Annotated in this window: 19 protein-coding genes; 13 read left to right on the top strand and 6 right to left on the bottom strand. The window is 66.8% G+C overall.

Going from position 1 to position 25583, the window contains the following annotated elements; all coding sequences use genetic code 11:
* Positions 1 to 153: 153 nt before the first annotated feature.
* Positions 154 to 2565, top strand: a complete 2412-nt coding sequence (locus HH212_RS21190; RefSeq protein WP_170204311.1) for an outer membrane beta-barrel family protein — start codon at positions 154 to 156, stop codon at positions 2563 to 2565.
* 172 nt (positions 2566 to 2737) lie between these two features.
* On the opposite strand, the gene HH212_RS21195 is transcribed toward HH212_RS21190, so the two are convergent.
* The 3 genes from HH212_RS21195 to hmgA form a co-directional block, all read right to left on the bottom strand.
* Complete coding sequence (locus HH212_RS21195) at positions 2738 to 3553, bottom strand: OBAP family protein (RefSeq protein ID WP_229217392.1); 816 nt, start codon at positions 3551 to 3553, stop codon at positions 2738 to 2740.
* Between the two features lie 90 nt (positions 3554 to 3643).
* Entirely contained in the window at positions 3644 to 5125 is a 1482-nt protein-coding gene (locus HH212_RS21200; protein WP_170204312.1) for a hemolysin family protein, read from the bottom strand.
* 353 nt (positions 5126 to 5478) lie between these two features.
* The gene (gene hmgA, locus HH212_RS21205; protein ID WP_170204313.1) at positions 5479 to 6843 is read right to left on the bottom strand and encodes a homogentisate 1,2-dioxygenase; all 1365 of its coding nucleotides are present in this window, start codon (positions 6841 to 6843) and stop codon (positions 5479 to 5481) included.
* Positions 6844 to 6958: 115 nt separating this feature from the next.
* On the opposite strand from hmgA, the gene HH212_RS21210 reads away from it, so the two are divergent.
* From HH212_RS21210 to HH212_RS21225, 4 genes are all read left to right on the top strand, one after another.
* Positions 6959 to 7864: a LysR family transcriptional regulator gene (locus HH212_RS21210; RefSeq protein ID WP_170204314.1), complete on the top strand. Its 906-nt coding sequence runs from the start codon at positions 6959 to 6961 to the stop codon at positions 7862 to 7864.
* A gap of 60 nt (positions 7865 to 7924) precedes the next feature.
* Positions 7925 to 9016, top strand: coding sequence for a 4-hydroxyphenylpyruvate dioxygenase (gene hppD / locus HH212_RS21215; protein ID WP_170204315.1), 1092 nt, complete (start codon positions 7925 to 7927; stop codon positions 9014 to 9016).
* A 242-nt stretch (positions 9017 to 9258) separates the two neighbouring features.
* Positions 9259 to 9627 carry a CidA/LrgA family protein gene (locus tag HH212_RS21220; RefSeq protein ID WP_170204316.1) on the top strand — a complete coding sequence of 123 codons (369 nt, stop codon included), beginning with the start codon at positions 9259 to 9261 and terminating at the stop codon, positions 9625 to 9627.
* A complete protein-coding gene (locus tag HH212_RS21225; RefSeq protein WP_170204317.1) occupies positions 9620 to 10375 on the top strand; it encodes an LrgB family protein in 756 nt (251 codons plus the stop codon). Before HH212_RS21220 ends, HH212_RS21225 begins: the two co-directional genes overlap by 8 nt.
* Positions 10376 to 10564: 189 nt before the next feature.
* Here the strand turns inward: HH212_RS21225 and HH212_RS21230 are convergent, their stop codons facing one another.
* Positions 10565 to 11143, bottom strand: a complete 579-nt coding sequence (locus HH212_RS21230; RefSeq protein ID WP_170204318.1) for a hemerythrin domain-containing protein — start codon at positions 11141 to 11143, stop codon at positions 10565 to 10567.
* Between the two features lie 317 nt (positions 11144 to 11460).
* Positions 11461 to 12804 (bottom strand): MFS transporter, encoded by a 1344-nt coding sequence (locus tag HH212_RS21235; protein ID WP_170204319.1) that lies wholly within the window; start codon positions 12802 to 12804, stop codon positions 11461 to 11463.
* Between the two features lie 164 nt (positions 12805 to 12968).
* Between HH212_RS21235 and cyoA the strand changes: the two genes are divergently transcribed.
* The 8 genes from cyoA to HH212_RS21275 all read left to right on the top strand — a co-directional run bounded on the left by cyoA (position 12969) and on the right by HH212_RS21275 (position 22785).
* A complete protein-coding gene (gene cyoA, locus HH212_RS21240; RefSeq protein ID WP_170204320.1) occupies positions 12969 to 13982 on the top strand; it encodes a ubiquinol oxidase subunit II in 1014 nt (337 codons plus the stop codon).
* 2 nt (positions 13983 to 13984) lie between these two features.
* A complete protein-coding gene (cyoB, locus tag HH212_RS21245) occupies positions 13985 to 15988 on the top strand; it encodes a cytochrome o ubiquinol oxidase subunit I (protein WP_170204321.1) in 2004 nt (667 codons plus the stop codon).
* Positions 15981 to 16616 (top strand): cytochrome o ubiquinol oxidase subunit III, encoded by a 636-nt coding sequence (gene cyoC, locus HH212_RS21250; protein ID WP_170204322.1) that lies wholly within the window; start codon positions 15981 to 15983, stop codon positions 16614 to 16616. The genes cyoB and cyoC overlap by 8 nt, the downstream gene beginning before the upstream one ends.
* Positions 16613 to 17050 carry a cytochrome o ubiquinol oxidase subunit IV gene (cyoD, locus tag HH212_RS21255; RefSeq protein ID WP_170204323.1) on the top strand — a complete coding sequence of 146 codons (438 nt, stop codon included), beginning with the start codon at positions 16613 to 16615 and terminating at the stop codon, positions 17048 to 17050. The genes cyoC and cyoD overlap by 4 nt, the downstream gene beginning before the upstream one ends.
* A gap of 6 nt (positions 17051 to 17056) precedes the next feature.
* Positions 17057 to 17926, top strand: a complete 870-nt coding sequence (locus HH212_RS21260; protein ID WP_170204324.1) for an SURF1 family protein — start codon at positions 17057 to 17059, stop codon at positions 17924 to 17926.
* Positions 17916 to 19253 (top strand): ATP-binding protein, encoded by a 1338-nt coding sequence (locus HH212_RS21265; protein WP_229217393.1) that lies wholly within the window; start codon positions 17916 to 17918, stop codon positions 19251 to 19253. The genes HH212_RS21260 and HH212_RS21265 overlap by 11 nt, the downstream gene beginning before the upstream one ends.
* A gap of 27 nt (positions 19254 to 19280) precedes the next feature.
* Entirely contained in the window at positions 19281 to 19853 is a 573-nt protein-coding gene (locus HH212_RS21270) for a response regulator transcription factor (RefSeq protein ID WP_170205596.1), read from the top strand.
* 490 nt (positions 19854 to 20343) lie between these two features.
* Entirely contained in the window at positions 20344 to 22785 is a 2442-nt protein-coding gene (locus HH212_RS21275; protein ID WP_170204326.1) for a catalase, read from the top strand.
* A 365-nt stretch (positions 22786 to 23150) separates the two neighbouring features.
* Here HH212_RS21275 and HH212_RS21280 read toward each other — a convergent pair whose 3' ends face one another.
* Positions 23151 to 25568 carry a TonB-dependent receptor plug domain-containing protein gene (locus HH212_RS21280; RefSeq protein ID WP_170204327.1) on the bottom strand — a complete coding sequence of 806 codons (2418 nt, stop codon included), beginning with the start codon at positions 25566 to 25568 and terminating at the stop codon, positions 23151 to 23153.
* Positions 25569 to 25583: the final 15 nt, after the last annotated feature.

Genomic DNA, 25583 nt, shown 5'->3' on the forward strand with positions numbered 1-25583 from the left:
TCTTGCCAAAAAAGAACAAGGATTTTAATCGAAACGGGCGCCCCGAAGCGTGGTCCGGCCGTTTTACTTTAATTTACACAAAGAATTTCGCACTCGCTGCGAGCAGCCTGTAACATCCTTGGCATTTTGACCGACCACCATAACCAGAAAGTCATGGCACGACACGCATCCACGATGGTCCCGACCCGATCTTCCTTCACCTTGCAGCAAGCGCCGCGCCGCAGCGTACTGTATCTGGCCCTCGGCCTGGCGCTGTGCGAGCTGGCCGCGACGGCGCCGGCCCTGGCGCAGAGCGCCGGCACGACGGCGGCCAGCGCCGCCGCAGCCGATGCGCAGGCGGCGCCCGCATCCGCGCCTGCCACCACCAGCGGCGCAACTACCGGCACGGCAACCGGCACCGGCAAGGTCGCCACCGTCACCGTGCAGGGCGAGCGCCAGGTCAACCGCATCGACCGGCAAGTGTACGACGTCAAGCAGGACGTCAGCAGCACCAACGGTTCCGCCGCCGACATCCTCGGCAACGTGCCCTCGGTGTCGGTCGACCCGACCGGCGCGGTCTCGCTGCGCGGCAACAGCAACGTGCAGATCCTGGTGGACGGCAAGCCCTCGGCCATGCTGCAGGGCGACAGCCGCGGCTCCATGCTGCAGGCGATGCCGGCCGAGGATATCGATTCGGTCGAGGTCATCAACAACCCCGGCGCCGAGTTCGGCAACGAGGGCGGCGGCGGGCCGATCCTGAACCTGGTCATGAAGCGCAACCGCCGCGCCGGCGGCATGGGCGTGGTCAACGCCAACTACGGCAGCGAGGGGCGCTACAACTCCGCCGTCAACGGTTCCTACAACGAGGGCCGCTGGGGCATCCAGGGTGGCGTGTTCGTGCGCCACGACGGCCGCAACTCGACCGGCGAATACGACCGCGAGCGCATCGACCCGGCCACCGGCGCCAGCCAGCGCACCACCCAGACGTCCGCTAGCGCCGGCCTGAACGACATGCATGGCCTGCGCGGCGCCGTCACCTACAACCTGAGCGACGTCGATACCGTCGAAGCCAACCTCGGCCTGATGCGGCGCGGTAACGACAGCGTCGCCCAGGAACACGACCAGACCTTCGGCAGCACCGGCGTCACCACGGCCGATTACCAGCGCACCACCCGTACCAGCGGCGACAACCGCAGCAACATGGGCGGCCTGCGCTGGGACCACAAGGGCGAAAAGCTGGGCGAGCTGTTCAAGATGGACCTGCGCGTGTCGACCAACGACAGCGACGTCGACAACCGCTTCGACAACGCGTACGTGGTGCGTCCGGTGTTCGCCGACGCCGACGCCAGCCAGCGCCTGCAGGCCAACCACACCCGCATCGTCGACTACACCGGCGACTACGAGCTGCCGCTGGAGAACGGCTCGATCGTCAAGCTGGGCTACAAGATCGCCGACAACGACAGCGAGTTCGACAACCGCTACTACAACTTCAGCGGCGCGGTGCCGGTGGCGGATGCGCGCCTCACCAACGACTTCCAGGTCGACGAGCGCAACACCGCGCTGTACGGTTCCTACCAGTGGAAGCTGAGCGAGCGCTGGGGCGCATTGGTCGGCCTGCGCGCCGAGCACACCCACCTGGACATGGACCAGGTGACCACCGGCACCAGCATCACCAACAGCTACCTGAACTGGATCCCGAGCGCCTACGCCACCTACAAGCTGGACGACAAGACCAACCTGCGCTTCTCGTACGCGCGCCGCCTGCGCCGCGCCGGCGCCGGCCAGCTCAACCCGTTCGTCACCTACGTCGACGAATTGAACGAATCGAGCGGCAACCCGTTCCTGAAACCGGTCAAGACCGATTCCTTCGAGGTCGGCTACGAGACCAAGGCCGGCATCCTGGACGCCAACCTGCGCGGCTACTACCGCGACGACCACGACACCATCCGCACGCGCCAGACGGTGGTCGACGCCACGACCATCCTGACCACCTTCGAGAACGGCGGCAGCAACCGCGCCGGCGGCCTGGAATTCACGCTGAGCGGCAAGCTGACGCCAAAGCTGTCGATCAACACCAGCGGCAACCTGAACTACACCGAGCAGCAGCAGCTCGACCTGAACGGTGCCGAGGTCACGCGCCACGCGCCTTCGCTGAGCGTGCGCGGCAACCTGAACTACGCGCTGACGCCGCAGGACCAGTTGCAGGTGAAGGTGAATGCGCAGGGCAAGACCCTGTCCGGCAATGGCTACCGCCAGCCGTTCGCGACGCTCGACCTGAGCTACCGCCGCAACATCACCCAGCAGCTGTCGCTGGTGGTGAACGTGAACGACGTGTTCAATTCGCAGAAGGCGGAAACCATCATCGACACGCTCACCCTCAAGGAGCGCAACATCCGCCGCTTCGACGGCCAGATCGCCTTCGTCGGCTTGTCGTACCGCTTCGGCGGGGCGCAGGCCAATCGCAGCCGGCGCGACGGCCAGGACGGCGAGGGCTGGCGCAATGGTCCGCCGCCGGGCGGTCCGGGCGGACCCGGCGGGCCGGGCGGCTTCGGCGGTGGCCCGGGCGGCGGCGGACCCGGCATGTAAGTTCGACGGCGCCTCGCGGCGCCGTTTTATCAACCATAAATTGCAACTAACCGATAAATAAATTCATAGACGTAGGGTGGACGGCTCCGCCGTCCACGCGTCCAACCGACATCCGGTCAGACGCGCGCCATGCATGCACCGCGTGAACGCGTGGACGGGAAACCCGTCTACCCTACGCACCCGGCCCGGCAGCCCGGCTATCCACCACCCCCGGGATATCCTGCGTCGGCCGTCCGAACTTGCCTTTCAAATCGTCCACGCCCGACTGCGGCTTGGCCAGCGGCTTCAGGTCGACGCGCCGCTTGCGCTTGTCGGCGGTGCCGATCCCGGTGCGCGTATCGCGTTCTTCCTGCAGGTTGGGCAGGATCTCGCCGTCGCGGTTGAACGACCACGCCAGCATCGGTTCGCCCAGCGGCAGGGCGTCGCCGCGCTTGCCGTTGTGGCCGGTGTTCCAGACGTGCCAGGTCTTGCCGTAGCTATTCATTTTCTTCTTCATCAGCGCGTGCTCGGCCGCTTCCGGGATGCCGGGTGCGATCAGCTGGCCGGTCAGGATCTCGCCGTTGTGCGGGTGCCAATACTTGCGCTCGTCCTGGGGCAGGGTATTGAACAGCTTTTCCGAGATGATGTATTCGATGCCGTTCAGGTTGGCGGTCCTGGTATTGCCGTCGAACAGGGTGCACTGGGCCAGGTCCTCGTTCATCTGGCGGCAGAAGTGGTGTGCTTCCATTTGTTCTTCGGGATGGTCCTTCATCGGGTGGAAGCCGACCAGGTAGACATCGAAGTTCGACAGCGGCGCGTTACCCTGCAACAGCTTGGCGCCGGCTTCCAGCGCGCGCGTGCCGCCGGTCTTGGCGTCGCCGGCGGGCGCGGTGCGCGGCCTGGTGTCCTGGGCCTGGGCGGCGGGCATGGCCAGCGCCGCCGACACCAGCGCGCACTGGAGGGCCGGTCGGCCGCGGCGGAGGCGGGCGCGGATGGGCTCGAGAATCATGAAGGCTCCTTGTCGTTGTCGTTGTCGTTATCGTTCCGATGAGGCGGCCGCGGGCGCGCGCGTACCCGCCGGCGCACCCGCGGCCGGCGCTCAGGCGGATGGACCGCCCGGCGGCGCCGCGGTTCCCTGGCGATTCTTGCGCGCGCCGGCCACGGTCGGCACGGCGGTGGCATGCAGGCCGGCATACGGCGCGGCGCCCGATCCCGGGTTCGCGCCTTTCGCCGCGCCGCGACCGGCGCCGCGGGTAGCGGGCGTTGCGGCGGCCGGCGGCGGCACGGGAGCGGGGGCGACCAGCAGGCGATCGATGCGGTTGCCGTCCATGTCGACCACCTCGAACCGCCAGCCGTTCCAGTCGAGCAGGTCGCCGGTCTTCGGTATGTAGCCGAGCTGGTAGAGCATGAAGCCGGCCAGCGTGTGGTAGGCGTCGTCGTCCTCGTCGGGGAAGGCGAATTCGCTACCGGTGACGGTGCGGAAACGGTCCAGCACGACGCCGCCGTCCATCGACCAGCTGCCGTCCTCGCGCCGCACGGCGTCGTCCTGCGTATCGGCCTCGGCGGTGCCGACCTCGCCCACCAGCGCGCCCATCACGTCGGTCAGCGTCACCATGCCCTGGATGTCGCCGTACTCGTCGACGATCATCGCCAGTTCCACGCGTCCCTGTTTCAGCTGCTCGAGCAGGTCGATGGCGCTGCTGGACTCCGGCACGTACAGGATCGGCTCCACCGCCGCCGCGATGTCGAGCGACTGCAGCGACTGGCAGCGGATCGCCTGGCCGAACAGGTTGCGCGCGCGCACCACGCCGAGCACGTGCGAGCGGTCGCCGCGGAACACCGGGAAGCGGCTGTAGGGCGACGCGGCGATGCGCGCCAGGTTGCGCTCGAGCGGCTGGTCGAGGTCGAGGAATTCCAGGTCGACGCGCGGCGTCATCAGCGCGCGCAGGTGGCAGTCGTCCAGGCGCAGGGCGCGCGCGGCGATGTCGTACTCGGCGCGCTCGAACACGCCGGCGTCGGTGCTCTCGCGGATCATGCCGGTGACTTCTTCCTCGGTCGGGGTCTCGTCCTTCCGGTGGCGCATGCCGAGCAGGCGCATGATGGCGTCGGTGGTGATGCCCAGCAGGCGCACGAACGGATGCATCAGGCGCGACAGCGCCTGCAGCGGGCGCGCGATGATCGACGCCAGGAATTCCGGATACAGGATCGCGATGCGCTTGGGCACCAGTTCGCCCAGCACGATCGAGGCGAAGGTAATGCCGATCACCACGATCACCAGCGCGCCCGGATGCACCCAGTCGGGCGGCAGGCCGAGCGTGGCCAGCGCCGGCGCCAGGCGCGCCACCAGCGAGGCTTCGCCGAAGGCGCCGGTGAAGATGCCGATCAGGGTGATGCCGACCTGCACGGTGGACAGGAAGCGGGTCGGGTCGTCGGCCAGCGCGATCGCGGTGGCGGCCCCGGGGCTGCCCTCGGCGCGCATCCTTTCCAGGCGCATGCGCTTGGACGACACCACGGCCAGTTCGGACATCGCGAACAGGCCGTTGAGCAGGATGAGGGCCAGGATGATGAGGATGTCGGTCATGCGGTTTCCGGTGCGGCCGGGCGCAAGTACGCCCGGCGAGACGGCCCGTGCCGTCCCTTCAAGGCCCGATGATCGCACGACGGCGCCCGTGCGCCAACGGGTGCACGGGAGAAAGCGTTATCGGACGGGCAAAAAACGGCGGATCGGGCGGCCGCACGCGCGGGTCAGGCGCCGGCTTTTGCGCCTGGCCCGCGGCCAAAGCCCGTCGTTCCAGGCATTGCCTGAAACGACTCCCCGCGAAGGCGGGGACCCATACTGAACAACCATGATCGATATGCGCGCAGTCCGGCTCCGGTAACGCCAGCATGGGTCCCCGCCTGCGCGGGGACGACGGTGGCCTAAGACGCTGGGGGCTATTTGCGCGCCGGGTCGAAGTGCTTCCGTATCCCCGCCCAGCAATCCTGGTAATTGCCCTGCAGCTGCGGCGACGCCAGCGCCTGCGCGGTCGCCACCAGCGGGTTGCGCGTCTCGAACATGAAGGCCATCGTGTCGGCCACCTTGTGCGGCGTGCCGGTGTCGGCGCGGCTCGCCTTGTCGAAGGTGGCGGCGTCCGGCCCGTGCCCGCTCATGCAGTTGTGCAGGCTGGCTCCGCCCGGCATGAAGCCCTCGGCCTTGGCATCGTAGGCGCCGTGGACCAGGCCCATGAATTCGCTGGCCACGTTGCGGTGGAACCAGGGCGGACGGAAGGTGTCCTCGGCGGCCAGCCAGCGCGGCGGGAAGATCACGAAATCGAGCGTGTCGACGCCGGGCGTGTCCGAGGGCGACTGCAGCACCAGGAAGATCGACGGGTCCGGATGGTCGTAGCTGATCGAGCCGATGGTATTGAAGTGGCGCAGGTCGTACATATACGGCGCGTAATTGCCGTGCCAGGCCACCACGTCCAGCGGCGAATGCCCGATCGGCGCGCTCCACAGCTTGCCGCCGAATTTGGCCACCAGCGTGAAATCGCCCTCGACGTCCTCGTAGCGCGCCGCCGGCGCCAGGAAGTCGCGTGGGTTGGCCAGGCCGTTGGCGCCGAGCGGGCCCAGGTCCGGCAGGCGCAGCAGGGCGCCGAAGTTTTCGCACACGTAGCCGCGCGCCGCGCCGTCCGGCAGGTCCACCGTGAAGCGCACGCCGCGCGGGATCACCGCGATCTGCTGCGGTTCGATCTCCAGCAGGCCCAGTTCGGTGGCGATGGCCAGGCGGCCCTGCTGCGGCACGATCAGCAGTTCGCCGTCGCCGTCGTAGAAATAACGCCCTTGCATCGAGCGGTTGGCGGCGTACAGGTGGATCGCGCAGCCGCTCATCGCCGCGGCGGAACCGTTGCCGGCCATGGTCACCCAGCCGTCGATGAAGTCGGTCGGCTGCCCGTCCGGCGGGATCGGCAGCGGGCTCCAGCGCATCTGGTTGGGCGACGGCGCCAGGCGCTCGAAATCGTCGGTGATGCGGCCGTCGTCGATGCGGGTAAAGGCGCCGTGCATCGCCGCCGGGCGGATGCGGTACAGCCACGAGCGGCGGTTGTGGCTGCGCGGCGCGGTGAAGGCAGTGCCGGAGATCTGTTCGGCGTACAGGCCGTAGGCGACGCGCTGCGGCGAATTGCGGTGCGCCGGCAGCGCGCCCGGCAACGCCTCGGTGGCGAACTCGTTGCCGAACCCCGACTGGTAGCGTGCCGGATCGCTGCCGGCGCGCCTGGCGTCGGCGGCGTCAGTCTCGGCGGCTGGCGGCGTCATCGAATTCATGCAGGCATCTCCTTTAGTCAAGCGCGATTCCCTCACTGTAGAGGAGCAACCGATGTTTTACGAGATGAATAGATGAATGTAGACTATTCATGCGATCAATAATCCTATCTCGAGCATGACCGAACCAACTAGCATCGACCTGAACTTGCTGTCCGTGTTCCAGGAAGTCTACCGCGAGCGCCAGATCTCGGCGGCGGCGCGGCGCCTGGGCCTGAGCCAGTCGGCGGTCAGCAACGCGCTGGCGCGCCTGCGCCGCAGCTTCGGCGACGAATTGTTCGTGCGCACCGCGCACGGCATGCAGCCGACGCCGCTGGCCCAGCAGATGGCCGAGCCGATCGGCGCGGCGATGGTGCAGGTGGCGCTGGCGCTGAGCCAGCGCAGCCGCTTCGATGCGGCCACCAGCACGCGCCGCTTCACGCTGGCCATGACCGACGTCGGCGAGGTGTACTTCATGCCGGTGCTGATCGAACGCTGCCGCGCGGTGGCGCCGCAGGTGGAGATCGCTTCGCAGCGGGCCAATGCGCTGGCGCTGAAGGACGAGATGGAGACGGGGCGGGTGGACCTGGCGATCGGCGCCTTCGAGGACATGTCGGAGGCGCTGTTCCAGCGCCAGCTGTTCCGCCAGGGCTTCGTGAGCATGTTCCGCGCCGGGCATCCGCTGGGGAGCGGTGCGGTCGACCTGGCGCGCTTCACGGCGGCGACGCACCTGATCGTGGATGCGGCGCAGAGCCCGTACGACCGCATCAACACGCTGCTGGAAAAGGCCGGCGTGCTGGTGCGCACGCGCTTCCGGGTGCCGCATTTCACCGCGGTGCCGTACATCGTGGCCACCAGCGACCTGGTGGTGACGGTGCCGCACAAGCTGGCCGAAAGCGCCGCGGCGCCGTTCGGATTGAAATGGATCGAGCCGCCGCTGCCCTTGCCGACGCTGCAGACCAACGTGTTCTGGCACCGGCGCTTCAACCACGATCCGGGTATCGCGTGGTTGCGGGAACTGATCGTGGACGTGTTCGCCGAATAGCCGCACGACGGTGCGGACACGCGCAGGAGGAGATACAACCTATCATGAGGAATACGAAAAATGGCTGACCTGTTCGACAATCCGATGGGCCTGATGGGATTCGAGTTCGTCGAATTCGCGTCCCCCACGCCGGGCGTGCTGGAACCCGTGTTCGAAGCGCTCGGCTTTACCAGGGTCGCCGTGCACCGCTCGAAGGACGTGAGCCTGTACCGCCAGGGCGGCATCAACTTCATCATCAACAACGAGCCGAAGAGCGCCGCCGCCTACTTCGCCGCCGAGCACGGCCCATCCGCCTGCGGCATGGCCTTCCGCGTCAGGGATGCGCACCAGGCCTACGCGCGTGCATTGGAACTGGGCGCCCAGGCGCTGGAGATCCCGACCGGGCCGATGGAATTGCGCCTGCCGGCGATCAAGGGCATCGGCGGCGCGCCGCTGTACCTGATCGACCGCTTCGAGGAGGGAAAATCGATCTATGACATCGACTTCCGCTTCCTGGACGGCGTCGAGCGTCATCCGGCCGGACACGGCCTCTCGATCATCGACCACCTGACCCACAACGTCTACCGCGGGCGCATGGCCTACTGGGCCGGTTTCTACGAAAAACTGTTCAACTTCAAGGAAATCCGCTACTTCGACATCCAGGGCGAATACACCGGCCTCACCTCGAAGGCGATGACCGCGCCGGACGGCATGATCCGCATCCCGCTGAACGAGGAAAGCCAGGCCGGCGGCGGCCAGATCGAGGAATACCTGCTCAAGTTCAATGGCGAAGGCATCCAGCACATCGCGCTGCTGACCGACGACATCTACGCCACCGTGGACGGCCTGCGCGCCGCCGGCGTGCCCTTGATGACGGCGCCGCCGGTGACCTACTACGAGATGCTGGAAGGCCGCCTGCCGGACCATGGCGAGGACCTCGGCGCCCTGCAAGCGCGCGGCCTGCTGGTGGACGGCAAGATCGAAGGCGAGGGCGAGGACAAGAAGCGCCGCCTGCTGGTGCAGATCTTCTCGCAGAACCAGCTGGGGCCGGTGTTCTTCGAATTCATCCAGCGCAAGGGCGACGACGGCTTCGGCGAAGGCAACTTCAAGGCGCTGTTCGAGTCGATGGAGCGCGACCAGCTGCGCCGCGGCGCGCTCAAGACCGCGGCCTGAGGGAAATTTCGAGCGGCCGAACCATCTCCCGTCGTCCCCGCGCAGGCGGGGACCCATACCGAGTGACCACGGTCGCTACGCCAGCGTTCCGAACATAGCCGCCGCCAGGTCAGGGTTACCTACGCGACCGACGTGTATCCGCACGCGACGGCCGTGCTCCAATCACCATAACTGTTATCCTTCCCTCATGGCGGACCAGCCCGGCGTACTCTCGCGCCGCGGCTGCCGCGATGGGAGGATTCTTGCTGCACGCATTTGCCGTTCTCTTGCTGTTCCAGTGCCTGGGCGAAGCCCTGGCGTTCCTGGCCGGCCTGCCGGTGCCCGGCCCGGTGCTCGGCATGCTGCTGTTGCTGGCGGCGCTGGTAGCATGGCCGCGCCTGTTCCAGGTCGTGGAAAGCGGCGCCAACGAGCTGCTGCGCCACCTGTCGCTGCTGTTCCTGCCGGCCGGGGTCGGCATCGTGGCGGCGGCGGCCAGCGGCAGCGGCCACTGGCTGGCGATCGTCGCCGCCGTCGTGTTCAGCACGCTGCTGACGCTGGCCGTCACGGCGCTGGTGCTGAAAGCCTTCGGACCGGGCAGCGCTGTCGAACCACGCGAGGGCGGCGATGCCTAGCCTCGGCGCCTTCGGTTTCGCGGAACTCGGCCACTTCTGGGTCTACCTGTCGGCCTCGCCACTGCTGGGGCTGACCCTGACGCTGTGCGCCTACCTGTTCGCGCAATGGGTGTATGCCCGTTGCGGATTTTCGCCGCTGGCCAATCCGGTGGCGATCGCGATCGCGCTGATCAGCCTGGTACTGGCGCTGAGCGGCATGTCCTACCAGCGTTATTTTGCCGGCGCCCAGTTCGTCCACTTCCTGCTCGGGCCGGCCACGGTGGCGCTGGCGGTGCCGCTGGCCAGGCAGGTGCCGCGCCTGCGCCGCAGCCTGCTGCCGCTGGCCTGCGCGCTGCTCGCCGGCTGTGTCACCGCGCTGGTGAGCGCCACCGGTATCGCGCTGCTGCTGGGCGCTTCGCCGCAGCTGGCGGCATCGATCGCGCCGAAGTCGGCCACCACGCCGATCGCCATGGCGATCTCGGAACACCTGGGCGGCATTCCCGCACTGACCGCCGTGCTGGTGATCGGCACCGGCATCTTCGGCGCCGTCACCGCGCGCTTCCTGATGAACGCGCTGCGTATCGAGTCACATGCGGCGCGCGGCCTGGCGCTGGGCGTGGCTTCGCACGGCATCGGCACCGCGCGCGCATTCCAGGTCAGCGCCGAGATGGGCGCCTATGCCGGCCTGGGGATGGGGGTGAACGGGGTGCTGACGGCACTGCTGGCACCGTGGCTGGTGCCGCACCTGCTGCGCTGGATCGGCGGCTAGAAGCAGATCCGGGATCGTCCTCCGCGGGCACGGGCCGTCCGCGACCAACGCCCGCCACGAGAAACGGCCGCCACGAAAAGCGTCCCACAAGAAAAATGCCCGCCGTGAAGTGCGGGCATATCGTCGTCCCGCCGGAAAGCAGTCCGGCGGCAGGCCGCGGTCAGGGACCGCGGTGTCCAGGTGGCCTGGTCAGGCGCTCTTGCGCGTCACCGCCCGCGCGGCGAACAGGGCGCCGGCCACGCCGACGACCAGCGCCGCGGTGCTGCTCGAGAAACCGAGCGCGGTGTTGGCAGCGATCTTGCCGGCCTTCGGCGTCACCAGTTCCAGGCGGCGCTTGGTCATCTGCACGCCCAGTTCGGACAGCTTGTCCTTGCTCATGGTCTGCTCGGCTTCCGGCAGCAGCACGGTTTCCTCGTCGGCCACATGGTGCACCACGTCGCGCATCAGTTCGAACACCAGCTCATCGTGGCGCGGCGATTTCGGATCGGTACCGCGCAGTTCGGCAATCACGCTGCGCATCTCGTCGTGTTCTGGCTCGCTCTTGTCCATCACCTTGCGGTCGTGCGCGCGCGGCCGCATCGCCGGATAAAAGATTTCCTCTTCCAGGGTGGCGTGGATTTCCAGCGCGTCGCAGATGGTCTCGGCCAGCGCCTTTTTCACGCTCGGACGCTTGTCGACGGTGTACTGGTGAAAGGTCACCATCACGTGCGAGTGATCGAAACGGATCATGTCGGTGATGGATGGGCTCAGCTTTTTTAAAGAAAACATGGTTGTTCCTCCTGTTGGTCTTGTTTATATGACCATGTTAGTGCGTCCTTGGCAACTGCTGCGTAGGAGGTTCGCCCATGCCCTTGTCAGTCGCGCCCTCAGGCATGGGCGGTTCGCCGCTGTCAACGGCGAGACATGCCAGCTACCGTTGTAACCCGATTCGTATTGGAAGTATCAGGAGCAAAAAAAAGCCCCGGCGGACCGGGGCTCAACTCTGCTGATTCATCTTACCGCATGCGGGCAGGATTTGCTTGCCCGTACATACATCGATCGAAGGCGTCGCCGGCAAAGCTGTATCGCCGGCCACATTACCCTGCTCAGTTGCGGATCTCCAGCTTGCGGTTCAGGCTCAGCGCCGCCAGCGAGGCCAGCGCGCCGGACAGCAGGTACAGGCTGACGTAGCCGAGGCCGTAGTTGGCGGCCAGGCCGAGCGCCACCAGCGGGGCAAAAGCGGCGCCCACCAGCCATGCCAGGTCGGAGGTCAACGCGGCGCCGGTATAGCGGTAGCGCGACTGGAAGTTGGCGGTCACCGCGCCCGAGGCCTGGCCGTACGACAGGCCCAGCAGCAGGAAGCCGACCAGGATGAAGGTGTTCTGGCCGGCTTCGCCGCCTTCCATCAGCGTCGGCACGAAACCGGCGAAGAGGGCGATCAGCACGGCCAGGGTACCCAGCGTATTACGGCGGCCAAATTTATCGGCAATCACGCCGGACGCCACCACGCCGCCGATGGCCAGCACGGCGCCGACGATCTGCATGGTCAGGAAGTCGGCCATCGAGCGGGTGTCGTACAGCTGGATCCAGGACAGCGGGAACACCGTCACCAGGTGGAACAGCGCGTAGCTGGCCAGCGCGGCCAGGGCGCCGATCAGGATGTTGGTGCCCTGCATGCGGGTGACTTCGATGGCGCTCACCGGCTCCAGCTCGCGCTCGTCCAGCAGGTGGGCGTAGTCCGGCGTCGACACCAGGCGCAGGCGGGCGAACAGCGCGACCACGTTGATGGCGAAGGCGACGTAGAACGGGAAGCGCCAGCCCCAGACCAGGAAGTCGTCCTGCGACAGTTCGGTCAGCATGTAGGCGAAGATGCCCGCGGCGATGATGAAGCCGACCGGGGCGCCCAGCTGGCCCAGCATGGCGTACCAGCCGCGCTTGTTCTCGGGCGCATTCAGGGCCAGCAGCGACGGCAGGCCGTCCCAGGTGCCGCCCAGCGCGGCGCCCTGGCCCAGGCGCAGGATGGCCAGCGAGATGATGGCCCATTCGCCCCAGCGCGAGTAGGTCGGCAGGGCGGCGATGGTGACGGTGGCGGTGCCCAGCATGAACAGGGCGATGGTCAGCTTGATCTCGCGGCTGAAGCGGCGCTGGATCGCCATGAACACCAGCGTGCCGATCGGGCGCGCCACGTAGGCCAGGGAGAAGATGGCGAACGAATACAGCGTGCCTTCCAGGCGGTCGGCGAACGGGAAGAACACGGCCGGGAACACCAGCACCGAGGCGATCGCGTAGACGAAGAAGTCGAAGTATTCGGATGCCCGCCCGATCACCACGCCGACGGCGATGTCGCCGGGGGCGATGTGGGTATCGCGCGTATTGATGTTGCGGGCCCCGCTGCCGGGAGCGGAAATGGGAGCGGCGCCTGCGTCGCCGTACGGTGTCGTGCTCTGCATGGATGATTCTCCTGATGTCAATACGCCCAGCATAGCAGAAAGACAATTCGACCCGCGCCATGGTGCTGTACGGAAAGGGGTGGGACAAAACGTCCAATCGCCAAAGCTATGCCGTTGGCGTTACATTAGCATGTTATCTTTCCCATGTACTGTAAAACACAAGCATGATTCCTTCGACCTTACGTCGCGGACTCGTTCTCGCCCCCCTGGCAGCGCTGGCCGGCTGCAACACGGTGGTGCTGAACCCGTCAGGCGACATCGCCGCACAGCAGGCCCATCTCATCGTCATCTCGACGTTGCTGATGCTGTTGATCATCATCCCGGTGATCGCACTGACGCTCTGGTACGCCCACAAGTACCGCGCCAGCAACACCGAAGCCGAGTACCTGCCCGACTGGGACCACTCGACCAAGCTGGAACTGGTCATCTGGGGCGCGCCGCTCCTGATCATCATCGTGCTGGGCCTGATCACCTGGATCTACACCCACAAGCTCGACCCCTACCGTCCGCTCGACCGCCTGGACGCCAACCGTCCGCTGCCGGCATCGGCCAAGCCGCTGGTGGTGCAGGCCGTCGCCATGGACTGGAAATGGCTGTTCATCTATCCGGAGCAGGGCATCGCCACGGTCAACGAACTGGTGGTCCCGGTAGACGTGCCGGTGCGCTTCAAGATCAGCGCCACCTCCGTCATGAACGCGTTCTACGTGCCGGAACTGGCCGGCATGATCTACGCGATGCCGGGCATGGAAACCTCACTGAACGCGGTCCAGAACAAGCCGATCAAGTCGGTGGGCTTCTCGGCCAACTACAGCGGCGCCGGCTATTCGGACATGCGCTTCTCCTACCGCGGCGTGGCCCAGGGCGACTTCGACGGCTGGGTGAAGTCGGTCAAGGACGGCGGCGGCAACCTGAATCGCGCTTCGTACCTGACCCTGGAAAAGCCCAGCATCAAGGATCCGGTGCGTCACTACGCCAGCGTCGACAACGACATGTTCTATCGCGTCCTGAACCGCTGCGTCGCCGACGGCGTCGTCTGCATGGACAAGATGATGATGGACGACGAACGCAAGGCGCGTGAAATGGCCATGCGCAGCATGCCTCAACGAGCGGCAGCGACCCGCCTGGCGCAAGCCAACGGCGAAGTCTGCACCACGCCCAACAACTCTGTGAAGAAGTAACCATGCAAGAGCATTTCGACTTAGCGAAATTGATCTTCGGACGGCTCAGCTGGGAAGCGATTCCCTACCACGAGCCCATCCTGATCAGCACCTTCATCGCCGTCCTGCTGGGCGGCGCGGTGGTCCTGGCGGCCATCACCAAGTTCAAGCTGTGGGGCTACCTGTGGACCGACTGGTTCACCAGCATCGACCACAAGAAGATCGGCATCATGTACATGATCCTCGGCCTGGTCATGTTCCTGCGCGGCTTCGCCGACGCCCTGATGATGCGCGCCCAGCAGGCGTTCTCGTTCGGCGATTCGCACGGCTTCCTGCCGCCGCACCACTACGACCAGGTCTTCACCGCCCACGGCGTGATCATGATCTTCTTCGTGGCGATGCCGCTGGTGACCGGCCTGATGAACTACATCGTGCCGCTGCAGATCGGCGCGCGCGACGTGGCCTTCCCGTTCCTGAACAACTTCTCGTTCTGGATGACCACCATGGGCGCGCTGCTGGTGATGGCCTCGCTGTTCGTGGGCGAATTCGCCCGCACCGGCTGGCTGGCGTTCCCGCCGCTGTCCGGCATCCTGGCCAGCCCGGACGTCGGCGTCGACTACTACATATGGTCGCTGCAGATCGCCGGCGTCGGCACGCTGCTGTCGGGCGTGAACCTGATCGTCACCATCGTCAAGATGCGCGCGCCGGGCATGGGCCTGATGAAGATGCCGATCTTCACCTGGACCTCGCTGTGCACCAACATCCTGATCGTGATGGCCTTCCCGGTGCTGACCGCCGTGCTGGCGATGCTCGGCCTGGACCGCCTGTTCGACACCCACTTCTTCACGAACGAGCTGGGCGGCAACGCCATGATGTACGTGAACCTGATCTGGATCTGGGGCCACCCGGAGGTGTACATCCTGATCCTGCCGGCCTTCGGCATTTTCTCGGAAGTCGTGCCGACCTTCTGCAACAAGCGCCTGTTCGGCTACACCTCGATGGTATACGCGACCAGCGTGATCATGATCCTCTCGTACCTCGTGTGGCTGCACCACTTCTTCACGATGGGCTCCGGTGCGAGCGTGAACTCGTTCTTCGGCATCACCACGATGATCATCTCGATCCCGACCGGCGCCAAGCTGTTCAACTGGCTGTTCACCATGTACAAGGGCCGCATCCGCTACGAACTGCCGATGATGTGGACCGTGTCGTTCATGGTCACCTTCACCGTCGGCGGCATGACCGGCGTGATGCTGGCGGTCCCGCCAGCCGACTTCGTGCTGCACAACTCGCTGTTCCTGATCGCCCACTTCCACAACGTGATCATCGGCGGCGTGCTGTTCGGCCTGTTCGCGGGCGTCAACTACTGGTGGCCGAAGATGTTCGGCTTCAAGCTGGACCGTACCTGGGGCGTGCGTTCGTTCTGGCTGTGGACGATCGGCTTCTGGTTCGCCTTCATCCCGCCGTACATCCTGGGCTTCATGGGCGTGACCCGCCGCATGAGCCACTTCGAGGACCCGTCGATCCACTACCTGTTCCAGATCTCGCTGTTCGGCACGATCCTGATCGCGCTGGGCATCGGCTGCCTGCTGATGCAGGTGTTCGTCTCGATCATGAACCGCAAGAAGCTGCGCGACGTGACCGGCGACCCGTGGAACGGCCGCACCCTGGAGTGGGCCACCTCGTCGCCGCCGCCTGACTACAACTTCGCCTTCACCCCGGTGGTGTACGATACCGACACCTTCGCCGACATGAAGAAGAACGGCTACCAGCGTCCGCTCTCCGGCTACCTGCCGATCCACATGCCCAAGAACACCTGGGCCGGCTTCGTGATCGCGGCGCTGTCGTTCGTGATCGGTTTCGGCATCATCTGGCACATGTGGGCACTGGTTGCGGTGACGTTCGTCGCGATGATCGCCGCCATCATTTTCCACACCTTTAACTACCAGCGTGACTACTACATCCCTGCGGAAGAAGTGGCGCGCACGGAAGAAGCGCATACCCGACTGCTGAACGCCCATGTCTGATACCAACGTCATCTCTGCCGGCGCCCATGGCGCCGACGCGAGCTCGCGCTACTACGTGACCGAGCACCATCCGGAACAGGGCACGCTGCTCGGTTTCTGGCTCTACCTGATGAGCGACTGCCTCATCTTCGCCTGCCTGTTCGCGACCTACGCCGTACTGGGCCGCAACTACGCGGGCGGCCCCAGCGGCGCCGAGATCTTCGACCTGCCGCTGGTGGCGGTGAACACCGCCTTCCTGCTGCTGTCGTCGATCACCTACGGCTTCGCCATGCTGGCGGCGCAGCGCAAGGCGGTCGGCAGCGTGCAGCTGTGGCTGGCCATCACCGGCGTGCTGGGCGCCTGCTTCCTGGGCCTGGAACTGTACGAGTTTCAGCACCTGATCCACGAAGGCTTCGGCCCGTGGCGCAGCGGCTTCCTGACCGCGTTCTTCTCGCTGGTCGGCACCCACGGCCTGCACGTGACCTTCGGTATCGTGTGGCTGGTGACGCTGATGGTGCAAGTCGGCAAGCACGGCGTGAATGCCGCCAACTACCGCCGCCTGTCCTGCCTGTCGATGTTCTGGCACTTCCTGGACGTCATCTGGATCGGCGTGTTCACCTATGTCTACCTGATGGGAACCCTGCCATGAGCGCCCCGCACCAACACGGCCACCACGGCCACGCCCATGGCGGCCACGACGCCGCCCACGGCCACGTCGACCACGACGACCATATGGAAGCCCACGGCAGCCTGAAGGAATACGCGATCGGCTTCGTCCTGTCGGTGATCCTGACGGCGATCCCGTTCTGGATGGTGATGACCCACCAGCTGGCGCCGGAAATGACCAAGTTCGTGATCCTCGGCTTCGCCGCCGTCCAGGTGATCGTGCACATGGTCTACTTCCTGCACATGAATGCCAAGTCGGAAGGCGGCTGGAACATGATGGCGCTGCTCTTGACCGCCGTGCTCCTGTTCATCATCCTGAGCGGCTCGATCTGGGTCATGTACCACATGAACGCCAACATGATGCCGAACATGCTGAACGACAGCGGCGCCGTGCATGGCATGCACGACATGCAGTAAGCAGTAATGCGGGAGGACGATTTCGCGGCGGCGCAGGCAGGTTCCACGGCGTCGCGCACCGAAGCACCGGTTGCGCGCCGTGGCGCCAGGCTGGCCCTGGCGGCGCTGGCGCTGCTGCTGATCGTCCTGTTCGCCGGTCTCGGTACCTGGCAGGTGTTCCGCCTGCAATGGAAGCTGGACCTGATCGCACGCGTCGATGCGCGCGTGCACGCCGAACCGGCGCCGCCTCCCACGGCGGCCGCCGGCAGGCAGCTCACCGCGGCCGCCGACGAATACCGCCGGCTGCGCCTCTCCGGTTCCTATCTGTACGACCTCACCACCCCCGTCCAGGCGCTCACCGAGCAGGGCAGCGGCTATTGGCTGCTGACGCCGCTGTGCGTGAGCGACGGCCAGATCATCCTGGTCAACCGCGGCTTCATCCCGGCCACGCCGGGCGAGCGCACCCGCTACGACGCCCGCCGCGCCGGCTCCGATGTGCCGGCGGGCGCCGACCCATGCGCCAAGGCCGGGCCGCCGGTCACCATCACCGGGCTGCTGCGCGTCAGCGAGCGCGGCGGCCCGTTCACGCGCGCCAACGACCCCGGCGCCGGCCGCTGGTTCTCGCGCGACGCCGGCGCCATCGCCGCCGCGCGCGGCCTGCCGCGGGCCGCCCCGTATTTCGTCGACGCCGCCGCCGGCCAGAACGCGCCCGGCGCGCCGGATGCGCCGCAGGGCGGCCTCACGGTCGTCAGCTTCGCCAACAACCACCTCGGCTATGCGCTGACCTGGTACGCGCTGGCGGCCATGGTGGCCGGCGCCTGGTGGTGGGTCGCCCACGGCGCCGCCCGGCGCACGGCAAGGGCGGCGGGCATGGATGCGGACGAGCGTGGCGACTGATCCGCTGAAGGAGGGCAGCCGCCTCGGGCGCCTGCGCGGCGCCCTGACCTCGGCCGCCGACGTCGAATACGCGGCCGGCCACAAGAACATGCTGCAGCTGATCGAGCTGCGCTGGATCGCCGTGGTCGGCCAGATCACCACCATCGCCGGCGCCATCCTGGTGTTCGACGTGCACCTGCCGCTGGTGCAGATGCTGGAAGTGCTGGCCTGCCTGATCGCCTTCAACGTCGCCAGCCACCTGCGCTGGCACGAACACCGCGCCGTCACCAACAAGGAACTGTTCCTGGCCCTGCTGGTCGACGTCGCCAGCCTGACCATGCAGCTGTACCTGTCGGGCGGCACCACCAATCCGTTCGCCTTCTTGTACCTGCTGCAGGTGATCCTGTCGGCGGTGCTGCTGGAAGCCTGGTCGACCTGGATCATCGTGGCCATCACGCTGGCCTGCCTGGCCGGGCTGGCGGCGTTCGCGCACCCGCTGCCGCTGCCGTTCGACCACGCGCGCGGCATCTCCAGCCTGTACGTGCAGGGCATGCTGATCTGCTTCGTGCTGGATGCCGCGCTGCTGGTGGTGTTCATCTCGCGCATCACCAGCACGCTGCGCGCCAAGGCGGCCCAGCTGGCCGACCTGCGCCAGCGCGCCGCCGAGGAAGAGCATATCGTGCGCATGGGCCTGCTGGCCTCGGGCGCGGCGCACGAACTGGGCACGCCGCTGGCCACCGTGTACGTGATCCTGGGCGACTGGAAGCGCATGCGCGAATTCAAGGGCAACCCCGAACTGCTGGAAGAACTGACCGAAATGCAGACCCAGATCCAGCGCTGCAAGTCGATCGTCAGCGGCATCCTGCTGTCGGCCGGCGAGGCGCGCGGCGAATCGGCGGCGCGCACCACCATCCGCACCTTCCTCGACGGGCTGGTCGAGGACTGGCAGGACAGCCGGCCGGTGCGCGATTTTTCGTACGTCAACCGGATCGACGAGGACCGCCCGGTGGCCTTCGATTCGACCCTGAAGCAGACGATCGACAACGTGCTCGACAACGCGCTGGAAGCCTCGCCCGACTGGGTCGGCCTGGAAGCTTGCATCGAGGACGACACCCTGCGCCTGACGGTGTCCGACGCCGGCCCCGGCTTCGCGCCGGCGATGCTGGCCCAGTTCGGCAAGCCCTACCAGTCGAGCAAGGGGCGCGCCGGCGGCGGCCTCGGCCTGTTCCTGGTGGTGAACGTGGCGCGCACGCTGGGCGGCAGCGTGGCGGCGTCCAACCGGCCCGAGGGCGGCGCCCGCGTGGTGCTGACGCTGCCGCTGGCGGCCATCGCGCTCGGCCGCCAGTAAGGGCATAATCACGACATGGACACTACGATGCGCGACCAGGCCGGCGACGGCGACCCGGACGAGGCGGCCGAACCGCGCCTGCTCTTGATCATCGAGGACGACGACGCCTTCGCGCGCACCCTCGGCCGTTCCTTCGAGCGGCGCGGCTACCGCGTGCTGCTGGCGCCCGGGCTGGAAGAGGCGACCGCGCTGACCGAGGAACACGGCCCCGGCTACGCGGTGGTCGACCTGAAGCTGAAGGGCAACAGCTCGGGCCTGGCCTGCGTGCAGATGCTGCACCAGCACGACCCCGAGATGCTGATCGTGGTCCTGACCGGCTTCGCCAGCATCGGCACCGCGGTCGAGGCGATCAAGCTGGGCGCCTGCCAGTACCTGGCCAAGCCCTCGAACACCGACGACATCGAAGCCGCCTTCGACCACGTGGCGGGGAACACCGACATGGAACTGACCAACCGTTCCACCTCGATCAAGACGCTGGAGTGGGAGCGCATCCACGAAGTGCTGGCCGAGACCGACTTCAACATCTCCGAAGCCGCGCGCCGCCTCGGCATGCACCGTCGCACGCTGGCCCGCAAGCTCGAAAAGCAGCGCGTCAAATAAGGCGCAGGGCAGGGCGGCCCCGCCATTTTCCGTGACGCGTAGGGTGGACGTGGCCGGCGAGGCGGCTCCACCGAACCGTTTCCAATCAAAAATCGCTTGCGCCGTCCACGCGTTCAAGCGTGGCCTGCATGATCCCCGTTATTCCACGACCCGCACACCAAGCCGATAAGACATCGACGCGCCCAACTACATTATTGCAACTAACCGACTATAAAATAAACTATACAAAAACCAGCCATCAAAGCAGGTGGCCAGCCGACCGCCGCTTGGACATCCTAAACAGCACCCAAGCCATCCACAACCTCCTTGGCACCCGACAAGACCACACACACCTCGGATTTGGCACCACGCAAAACGCCCCGAAACGCCACAAGCAGACTCGACTATTGCGTACACCTTTATCGGCGCGCAAGATATTTTTGCTGATTGGAATGCCCGGTCCGTGTACGCGCATCAACACATGCCGTTCACAACCGCAAAGGAGTACCGCATGACTACGCAAAACGATGCGCCGGACGTTCCCGGATTCGCCCCCAACGGCCCCTACGACGGCGCCGGCTCGATACTGAGCACGATCGGCGGTCCGGCCGACCCGAACCCGCCGGAAAGCCTGGGCGCCGTCACCCCGGAAAGCGCGCGCCTGCTGGAAAAGGTGAGGGAAGACGCCGAGTTGGCGGCGGCGATGCCGTACAACGAGACCAAGCCGCTCGAATACGGCGCCGCGGCGCTCACGCCGCACCAGGGCGAAGTACGGCGGCCGGACACGCCCCTGGCCACCGCCAGCACGACCACCGAGGACATCGCGTCACGCAAGGTGGGCGACGGCACACCCGGGATCGGCGCCGATCCGCTGGCCGGGCCACTGGACCGGGTACGCGTCGACGATAGCGGACGCGAACTGACCACCAACCAGGGCGTCAAGGTGGCCGATAACCAGCACTCGCTGAAGATCGGGCTGCGCGGTCCGACCGCGATGGAGGATTTCATCCTGCGCGAAAAGATCACGCACTTCGACCACGAGCGCATTCCGGAGCGGGTGGTGCACGCGCGCGGCGCCGGCGCCCACGGCTATTTCGAGAACTACCACGACTTATCGAGCATCACGCGCGCGGGCCTGTTCTGCAAGCCCGGCAAGCGCACCCCGGTGTTCGTGCGCTTCTCGACCGTGGCCGGCTCGCGCGGCTCGGCGGATACCGCACGCGACGTGCGCGGCTTCGCCACCAAGTTCTATACGGAAGAGGGCGTGTTCGACCTGGTCGGCAACAACATCCCGGTGTTCTTCATCCAGGATGCGATGAAGTTCCCCGACCTGATCCATGCAGTCAAGCCGGAGCCGAACAACGAGATCCCGCAGGCGTCCAGCGCGCACGACACCTTCTACGATTTCGCCGGACTGTCGCCGGAAATCTTCCACATGCTGATGTGGGTGCTGTCCGACCGCGCCATCCCGCGCAGCTTCCGCACCATGCAGGGCTTCGGCGTGCACACCTTCCGCCTGGTGAATGCCAAGGGCGAATCGCATTTCGTGAAGTTCCACTGGACGCCGCTGCAGGGCACCCATTCGCTGGTGTGGGACGAGGCGGTCAAGGTGGCCGGCGCCGATGCCGATTTCCACCGGCGTGACCTGTGGGAAGCGATCGAATCCGGCAACTTCCCGGAATGGGAACTCGGCCTGCAGGTGTTCACCGAGGCGCAGGCGGCCGCCTTCCGCGTGTTCGACGTGCTCGACGCCACCAAAATCGTGCCGGAAGAACTGGTGCCGGTGCGGCCGGTCGGCAAGCTGGTCCTGGACCGCAATCCGGACAATTTCTTTGCCGAGACCGAGCAGGTGGCGTTCTGCATCGCCCACCTGGTGCCGGGCATCGACTTCAGCAACGATCCGCTGATGCAGGGCCGCATCCACTCGTATATCGACACCCAGCTGTCGCGGCTGGGCGGCGCCAACTTCCACGAGATCCCGATCAACGGCCCGGTGGCGCAGGTGCACAACAACCAGCGCGACGGCATGCACCGCCAGGCGATCAACCGCGGCCGCGTGGCCTACGAGCCGAATTCGCTGGCCGGCGGCTGCCCGTTCCAGGCCGGCGCGCGCGGCTTCGCCAGCTGGCCGGAACACGTCGAAGGCAGCAAGGTGCGCGGCAAAGCCGAGCTGTTCGCCGAGCACTACGGCCAGGCGCGCCTGTTCTGGAACAGCCAGAGCCCGTTCGAGCAGCAGCACATCATCGACGCCTTCCGCTTCGAGCTGACCCGGGTGCAGACGCCGGCGGTGCGCGAGCGTATCGTCGCCGGCCTGGCCAACATCAACGCACGCCTCGCGGCCGCGGTGGCGCGTGGCCTCGGCATCCCGGTGCCGGCGCCGCTGCCGCGCGTGAACGACACCCCGGTGCCGGACTATCCGCCGTCGCCGTCGCTGTCGCTGCTGTTCCGGCCAGGCCGCACCGGCATCCGCACCCGCCGGGTGGCGCTCGCCGCCGCCGAGGGCGTGGATGCGGCCGGCGCGCGCGAGCTGTACGCCTCGCTGCTCCGGGACGGCGCCCAGCCGCGCATCGTCGGCCAGAGACTAGGGGAGTTAAGCACGGCATCCGGACGCCCGCTCGACGTCGAGGTCAGCTTCGAGGCGACCCCGTCGGTCATGTACGACGGCCTGGTCGTGGGGCCGGGCGACGCCTCGGCGGCGGCGCTGGCGCGCGACGGCCGGGTGCTGGAATTCGTGCGCGACCAGTACCGGCACGGCAAGCCGATCCTGGTCATCGGCGCCGGACGCCAGCTGCTGGCGGCGGCCGTCATCCCGCTGGCCCTGCCGGACGGGTCGCCCGATCCCGGCCTGTTCCTGGCCGATGAGGCCGGGCTGGCAGCGGCATTGGCGGCATTCAAGGCGGCGCTGGCCCGGCACCGCACCTGGGCGCGCGAGACGGATCCGCCCAGGGTGTGAGTGCGAACGCCGGCGCTGGGGGAGGGTGGCGGCGGCGTGGCGTGATGGGGAGCGGCGAATTTCCGTTCGCGTCACGACAAATAATCGGCATCGATTTTCGTTTGCGTCACGGAAACTCCCGGATGACCACGTCATTCACCCCGTCGTCCCCGCGCAGGCGGGGACCCATACCGAGCTTCCAACACCACAGCCTTGAAAATCACGCACCATGTCGGGTTTAGTGGTCTCCGATGCGCAGCATGGGTCCCCGCCTGCGCGGGGACGACGAGGGTTTGTAGACGACATGAATGAAAAACGGCAGACCACGTCTGCCGTTCTCACACCAAGCGTCCCGGAGAAATGCATCCGGGCACATCACCATCCTCTTACCAAGTATACCCCGCCTTCACATAGTAGAACCGCCCATTGAACCCGTTCGGCGCAAACCCGCTATAGGTGTTGATGCCGAAGTTGTTCAGGTTGCCCACCGACGTCACCTGCGCCGGATAGCGGTTGGTGGCATTGTCGATGCCGAGCGTCACGCGCCAGTTGCTGGCCAGGCGCACGCTGCCGGACAGATCGAGCACCCATTGCGGATCGTAGGTCTGGTCCTGCGCCACGATGTTCTGCGGCACCGTGAAGCTGCCGTAGCGGGTCACGGTGGCGCGGCCGTTCCAGACGCTCTGCGTGTAGTCGGCCGACAGGCTCAGCTTGTCCTTGGGCGAACCGACGGTCAGGCGGTTGACGGTCTGGCGGTCCACCAGCAGCAGGTTGTTGGCGGCCAGGAAGGCCGGGTTGGCGGCCACGCGGCGCACTTCGTTGTCGTTGTGGTTGTAGGCCAGCGTGAAGTCGGTACGCGCGCCCTGCGGCAGCGCCAGGCGGTAGGTGCTGACCACGTCCACGCCCTTGGTGCGGGTGTCGACGGCGTTGGTGAAGTAGCGCGCCGCGCCCACGTAGGCGCCCTGGGCCGCCAGGGTGCGCTGCAGCGCTGCCGACAGCTGCAGGTTGGCCGAGAACACGATGCGGTCGTCGATGTCGATGCGGTAGAAGTCGACTGTGTTGGTCCAGTTGCGGGTCGGTTGCCACTGCGCACCCAGGCTCAGGTTGCGCGCCTTTTCGGGCTTGAGCGACTGGGCGCCGAGGGCGCGCGCGGCGGCGCTGTTCACGGCGAAGGTGCCGGTCTCGATCGGTGTGTTGACGCCGTTGATCACGATGAAGTTGGTGGTCGTGATGGTGTAGAACTGCTGGGCCAGCGACGGGGCGCGGAAGCCGTTCGAGGCGGTGGCGCGCAGCGCGAAGGCCGGCGTGAACGCATAGCGCAGCGACGCCTTGCCGGACGAGGTGCTGCCGAAGTCGCTGTAGCGCTCGTGGCGCGCGGCCAGCGAGCCGGACAGCTCCTTGGTGATGTCGCCTTCCAGGTTCAAATAGACCGACTGGTTGTTGCGGCTGTTCTTGCCGGCGTTTTCCGGACGGAAGCCGGAAAAGCCCTGCGAGCCGCCGCCGAAGTAGGAATTGGCCTCGCCGGCGCCGATCTCGTACGACTCGTAGCGCGCCTCGGCGCCCAGCGCCACCGTCAGCGGGCCGCTCATGAACGCCACCGGGATGTCGCGCGCCACGTCGATGTTGGCCACGTCCTGGGTCGAGGTCAGGCGGCCGGCGTAGAAGCTGGTCTGGCTCGGGTTGGCGAAGCCGGCGCTCAGGTTGGCGGTGTTGTCGACGTCGAGCTTGAAGCGGTTGCGGCCGAAGTTGACGCTCGCATCCCAACGCCAGCCGGCCAGGTCGCCGCGCAGGCCGGTGACCAGCGACGCATCGGTCGAGGTGCTGTCTTCCAGCGGCAGGAAGCCGTTCGGGTACAGCGTGCTGCGCAGGGTGGTGCGGGCATCGCTGGTATAGGCGGTACGGTAGTTGGCGGCGGCCGAGGTCTTGCGCTCGCCGTAGTTGGCGAAGGCGTACCAGTCGACGTTGTCGTTGATGCGGTACTGGCTGTTGACGAACAGCGTGCGCGGCTCGCTCTTCGGATCGCCCAGGCGCTGGGTGACTTGCCCCTGCAGCGCGCCGGCTTGCGGGCGCGGGTCGGGGCCGGCGCGGTTGGTCGGGTTGCGGTGCGCCGCTTCCAGCGCGATGCGTACCCAGCCGTCGTCGCCGAGCTTGAAGCCGGTGGAGCCGCGCAGGGTGGTCTGCTGGCCGTCGCCCTTGTCGTAGTTGCCGTAGCTGACTTCGGCGTCGCCGCCTTCCGCACCTTTTTTCAGGATGATGTTGACGACGCCGGCGATGGCATCGGAACCGTATTGCGCGGCGGCGCCGTCACGCAGCACCTCGATGTGGTCGATCGCCGCCAGCGGGATCGCATTCAGGTCGACCGGCGCCGAGCCGCGGCCCAGGGTGCCGTTGACGTTGACCACCGCCGAGGTATGGCGGCGCTTGCCGTTGACCAGGACCAGGGTCTGGTCCGGCGACAGGCCGCGCAGCTGGGCCGGACGCACGGCGTCGCTGGCGTCGGCGCCGGACGGGCGCGGGAAGTTCATCGACGGCAGCAGGCGGCCCAGCACCGTGGCCAGTTCGCCGGACCCTGTCGACTGGATTTCCCTGGCGCCGATCACGTCGACCGGGGATGCCGAATCGAGGGTGCGGCGGTTTAGCGAACGGGTGCCGGTGACGACCACGGTTTGCGGGTCGGCGCTGGCGTTCGGCGCAGCCGGCACGCCTTCCTGGCCCTGCTGTGCATGGGCCGGCAGGATCGAGGCGAGCAGGCCCAGGGCGAGCAGGGCGCGGGAGGCATTGGGGGCGGGGAATTTGACGCTCATTTTCTTCTTTCTGTT

Source organism: Massilia forsythiae (assembly GCF_012849555.1).
Classification (GTDB): Bacteria; Pseudomonadota; Gammaproteobacteria; order Burkholderiales; family Burkholderiaceae_D; genus Telluria; species Telluria forsythiae.

What these genes read in the sequence shown, in the direction of transcription:
- cyoD (WP_170204323.1), top strand. Translation starts at nt 16,613, where the DNA reads ATGAGCGCCCCGCACCAACACGGCCACCACGGCCACGCCCATGGCGGC.
- HH212_RS21200 (WP_170204312.1), bottom strand. Translation starts at nt 5,125, where the DNA reads ATGACCGACATCCTCATCATCCTGGCCCTCATCCTGCTCAACGGCCTG.
- HH212_RS21195 (WP_229217392.1), bottom strand. Translation starts at nt 3,553, where the DNA reads ATGATTCTCGAGCCCATCCGCGCCCGCCTCCGCCGCGGCCGACCGGCC.
- HH212_RS21225 (WP_170204317.1), top strand. Translation starts at nt 9,620, where the DNA reads ATGCCTAGCCTCGGCGCCTTCGGTTTCGCGGAACTCGGCCACTTCTGG.
- hppD (WP_170204315.1), top strand. Translation starts at nt 7,925, where the DNA reads ATGGCTGACCTGTTCGACAATCCGATGGGCCTGATGGGATTCGAGTTC.
- HH212_RS21210 (WP_170204314.1), top strand. Translation starts at nt 6,959, where the DNA reads ATGACCGAACCAACTAGCATCGACCTGAACTTGCTGTCCGTGTTCCAG.
- HH212_RS21260 (WP_170204324.1), top strand. Translation starts at nt 17,057, where the DNA reads ATGCGGGAGGACGATTTCGCGGCGGCGCAGGCAGGTTCCACGGCGTCG.
- cyoB (WP_170204321.1), top strand. Translation starts at nt 13,985, where the DNA reads ATGCAAGAGCATTTCGACTTAGCGAAATTGATCTTCGGACGGCTCAGC.
- hmgA (WP_170204313.1), bottom strand. Translation starts at nt 6,843, where the DNA reads ATGAATTCGATGACGCCGCCAGCCGCCGAGACTGACGCCGCCGACGCC.
- HH212_RS21275 (WP_170204326.1), top strand. Translation starts at nt 20,344, where the DNA reads ATGACTACGCAAAACGATGCGCCGGACGTTCCCGGATTCGCCCCCAAC.
- cyoC (WP_170204322.1), top strand. Translation starts at nt 15,981, where the DNA reads ATGTCTGATACCAACGTCATCTCTGCCGGCGCCCATGGCGCCGACGCG.
- cyoA (WP_170204320.1), top strand. Translation starts at nt 12,969, where the DNA reads ATGATTCCTTCGACCTTACGTCGCGGACTCGTTCTCGCCCCCCTGGCA.
- HH212_RS21230 (WP_170204318.1), bottom strand. Translation starts at nt 11,143, where the DNA reads ATGTTTTCTTTAAAAAAGCTGAGCCCATCCATCACCGACATGATCCGT.
- HH212_RS21190 (WP_170204311.1), top strand. Translation starts at nt 154, where the DNA reads ATGGCACGACACGCATCCACGATGGTCCCGACCCGATCTTCCTTCACC.
- HH212_RS21270 (WP_170205596.1), top strand. Translation starts at nt 19,281, where the DNA reads ATGCGCGACCAGGCCGGCGACGGCGACCCGGACGAGGCGGCCGAACCG.
- HH212_RS21235 (WP_170204319.1), bottom strand. Translation starts at nt 12,804, where the DNA reads ATGCAGAGCACGACACCGTACGGCGACGCAGGCGCCGCTCCCATTTCC.
- HH212_RS21280 (WP_170204327.1), bottom strand. Translation starts at nt 25,568, where the DNA reads ATGAGCGTCAAATTCCCCGCCCCCAATGCCTCCCGCGCCCTGCTCGCC.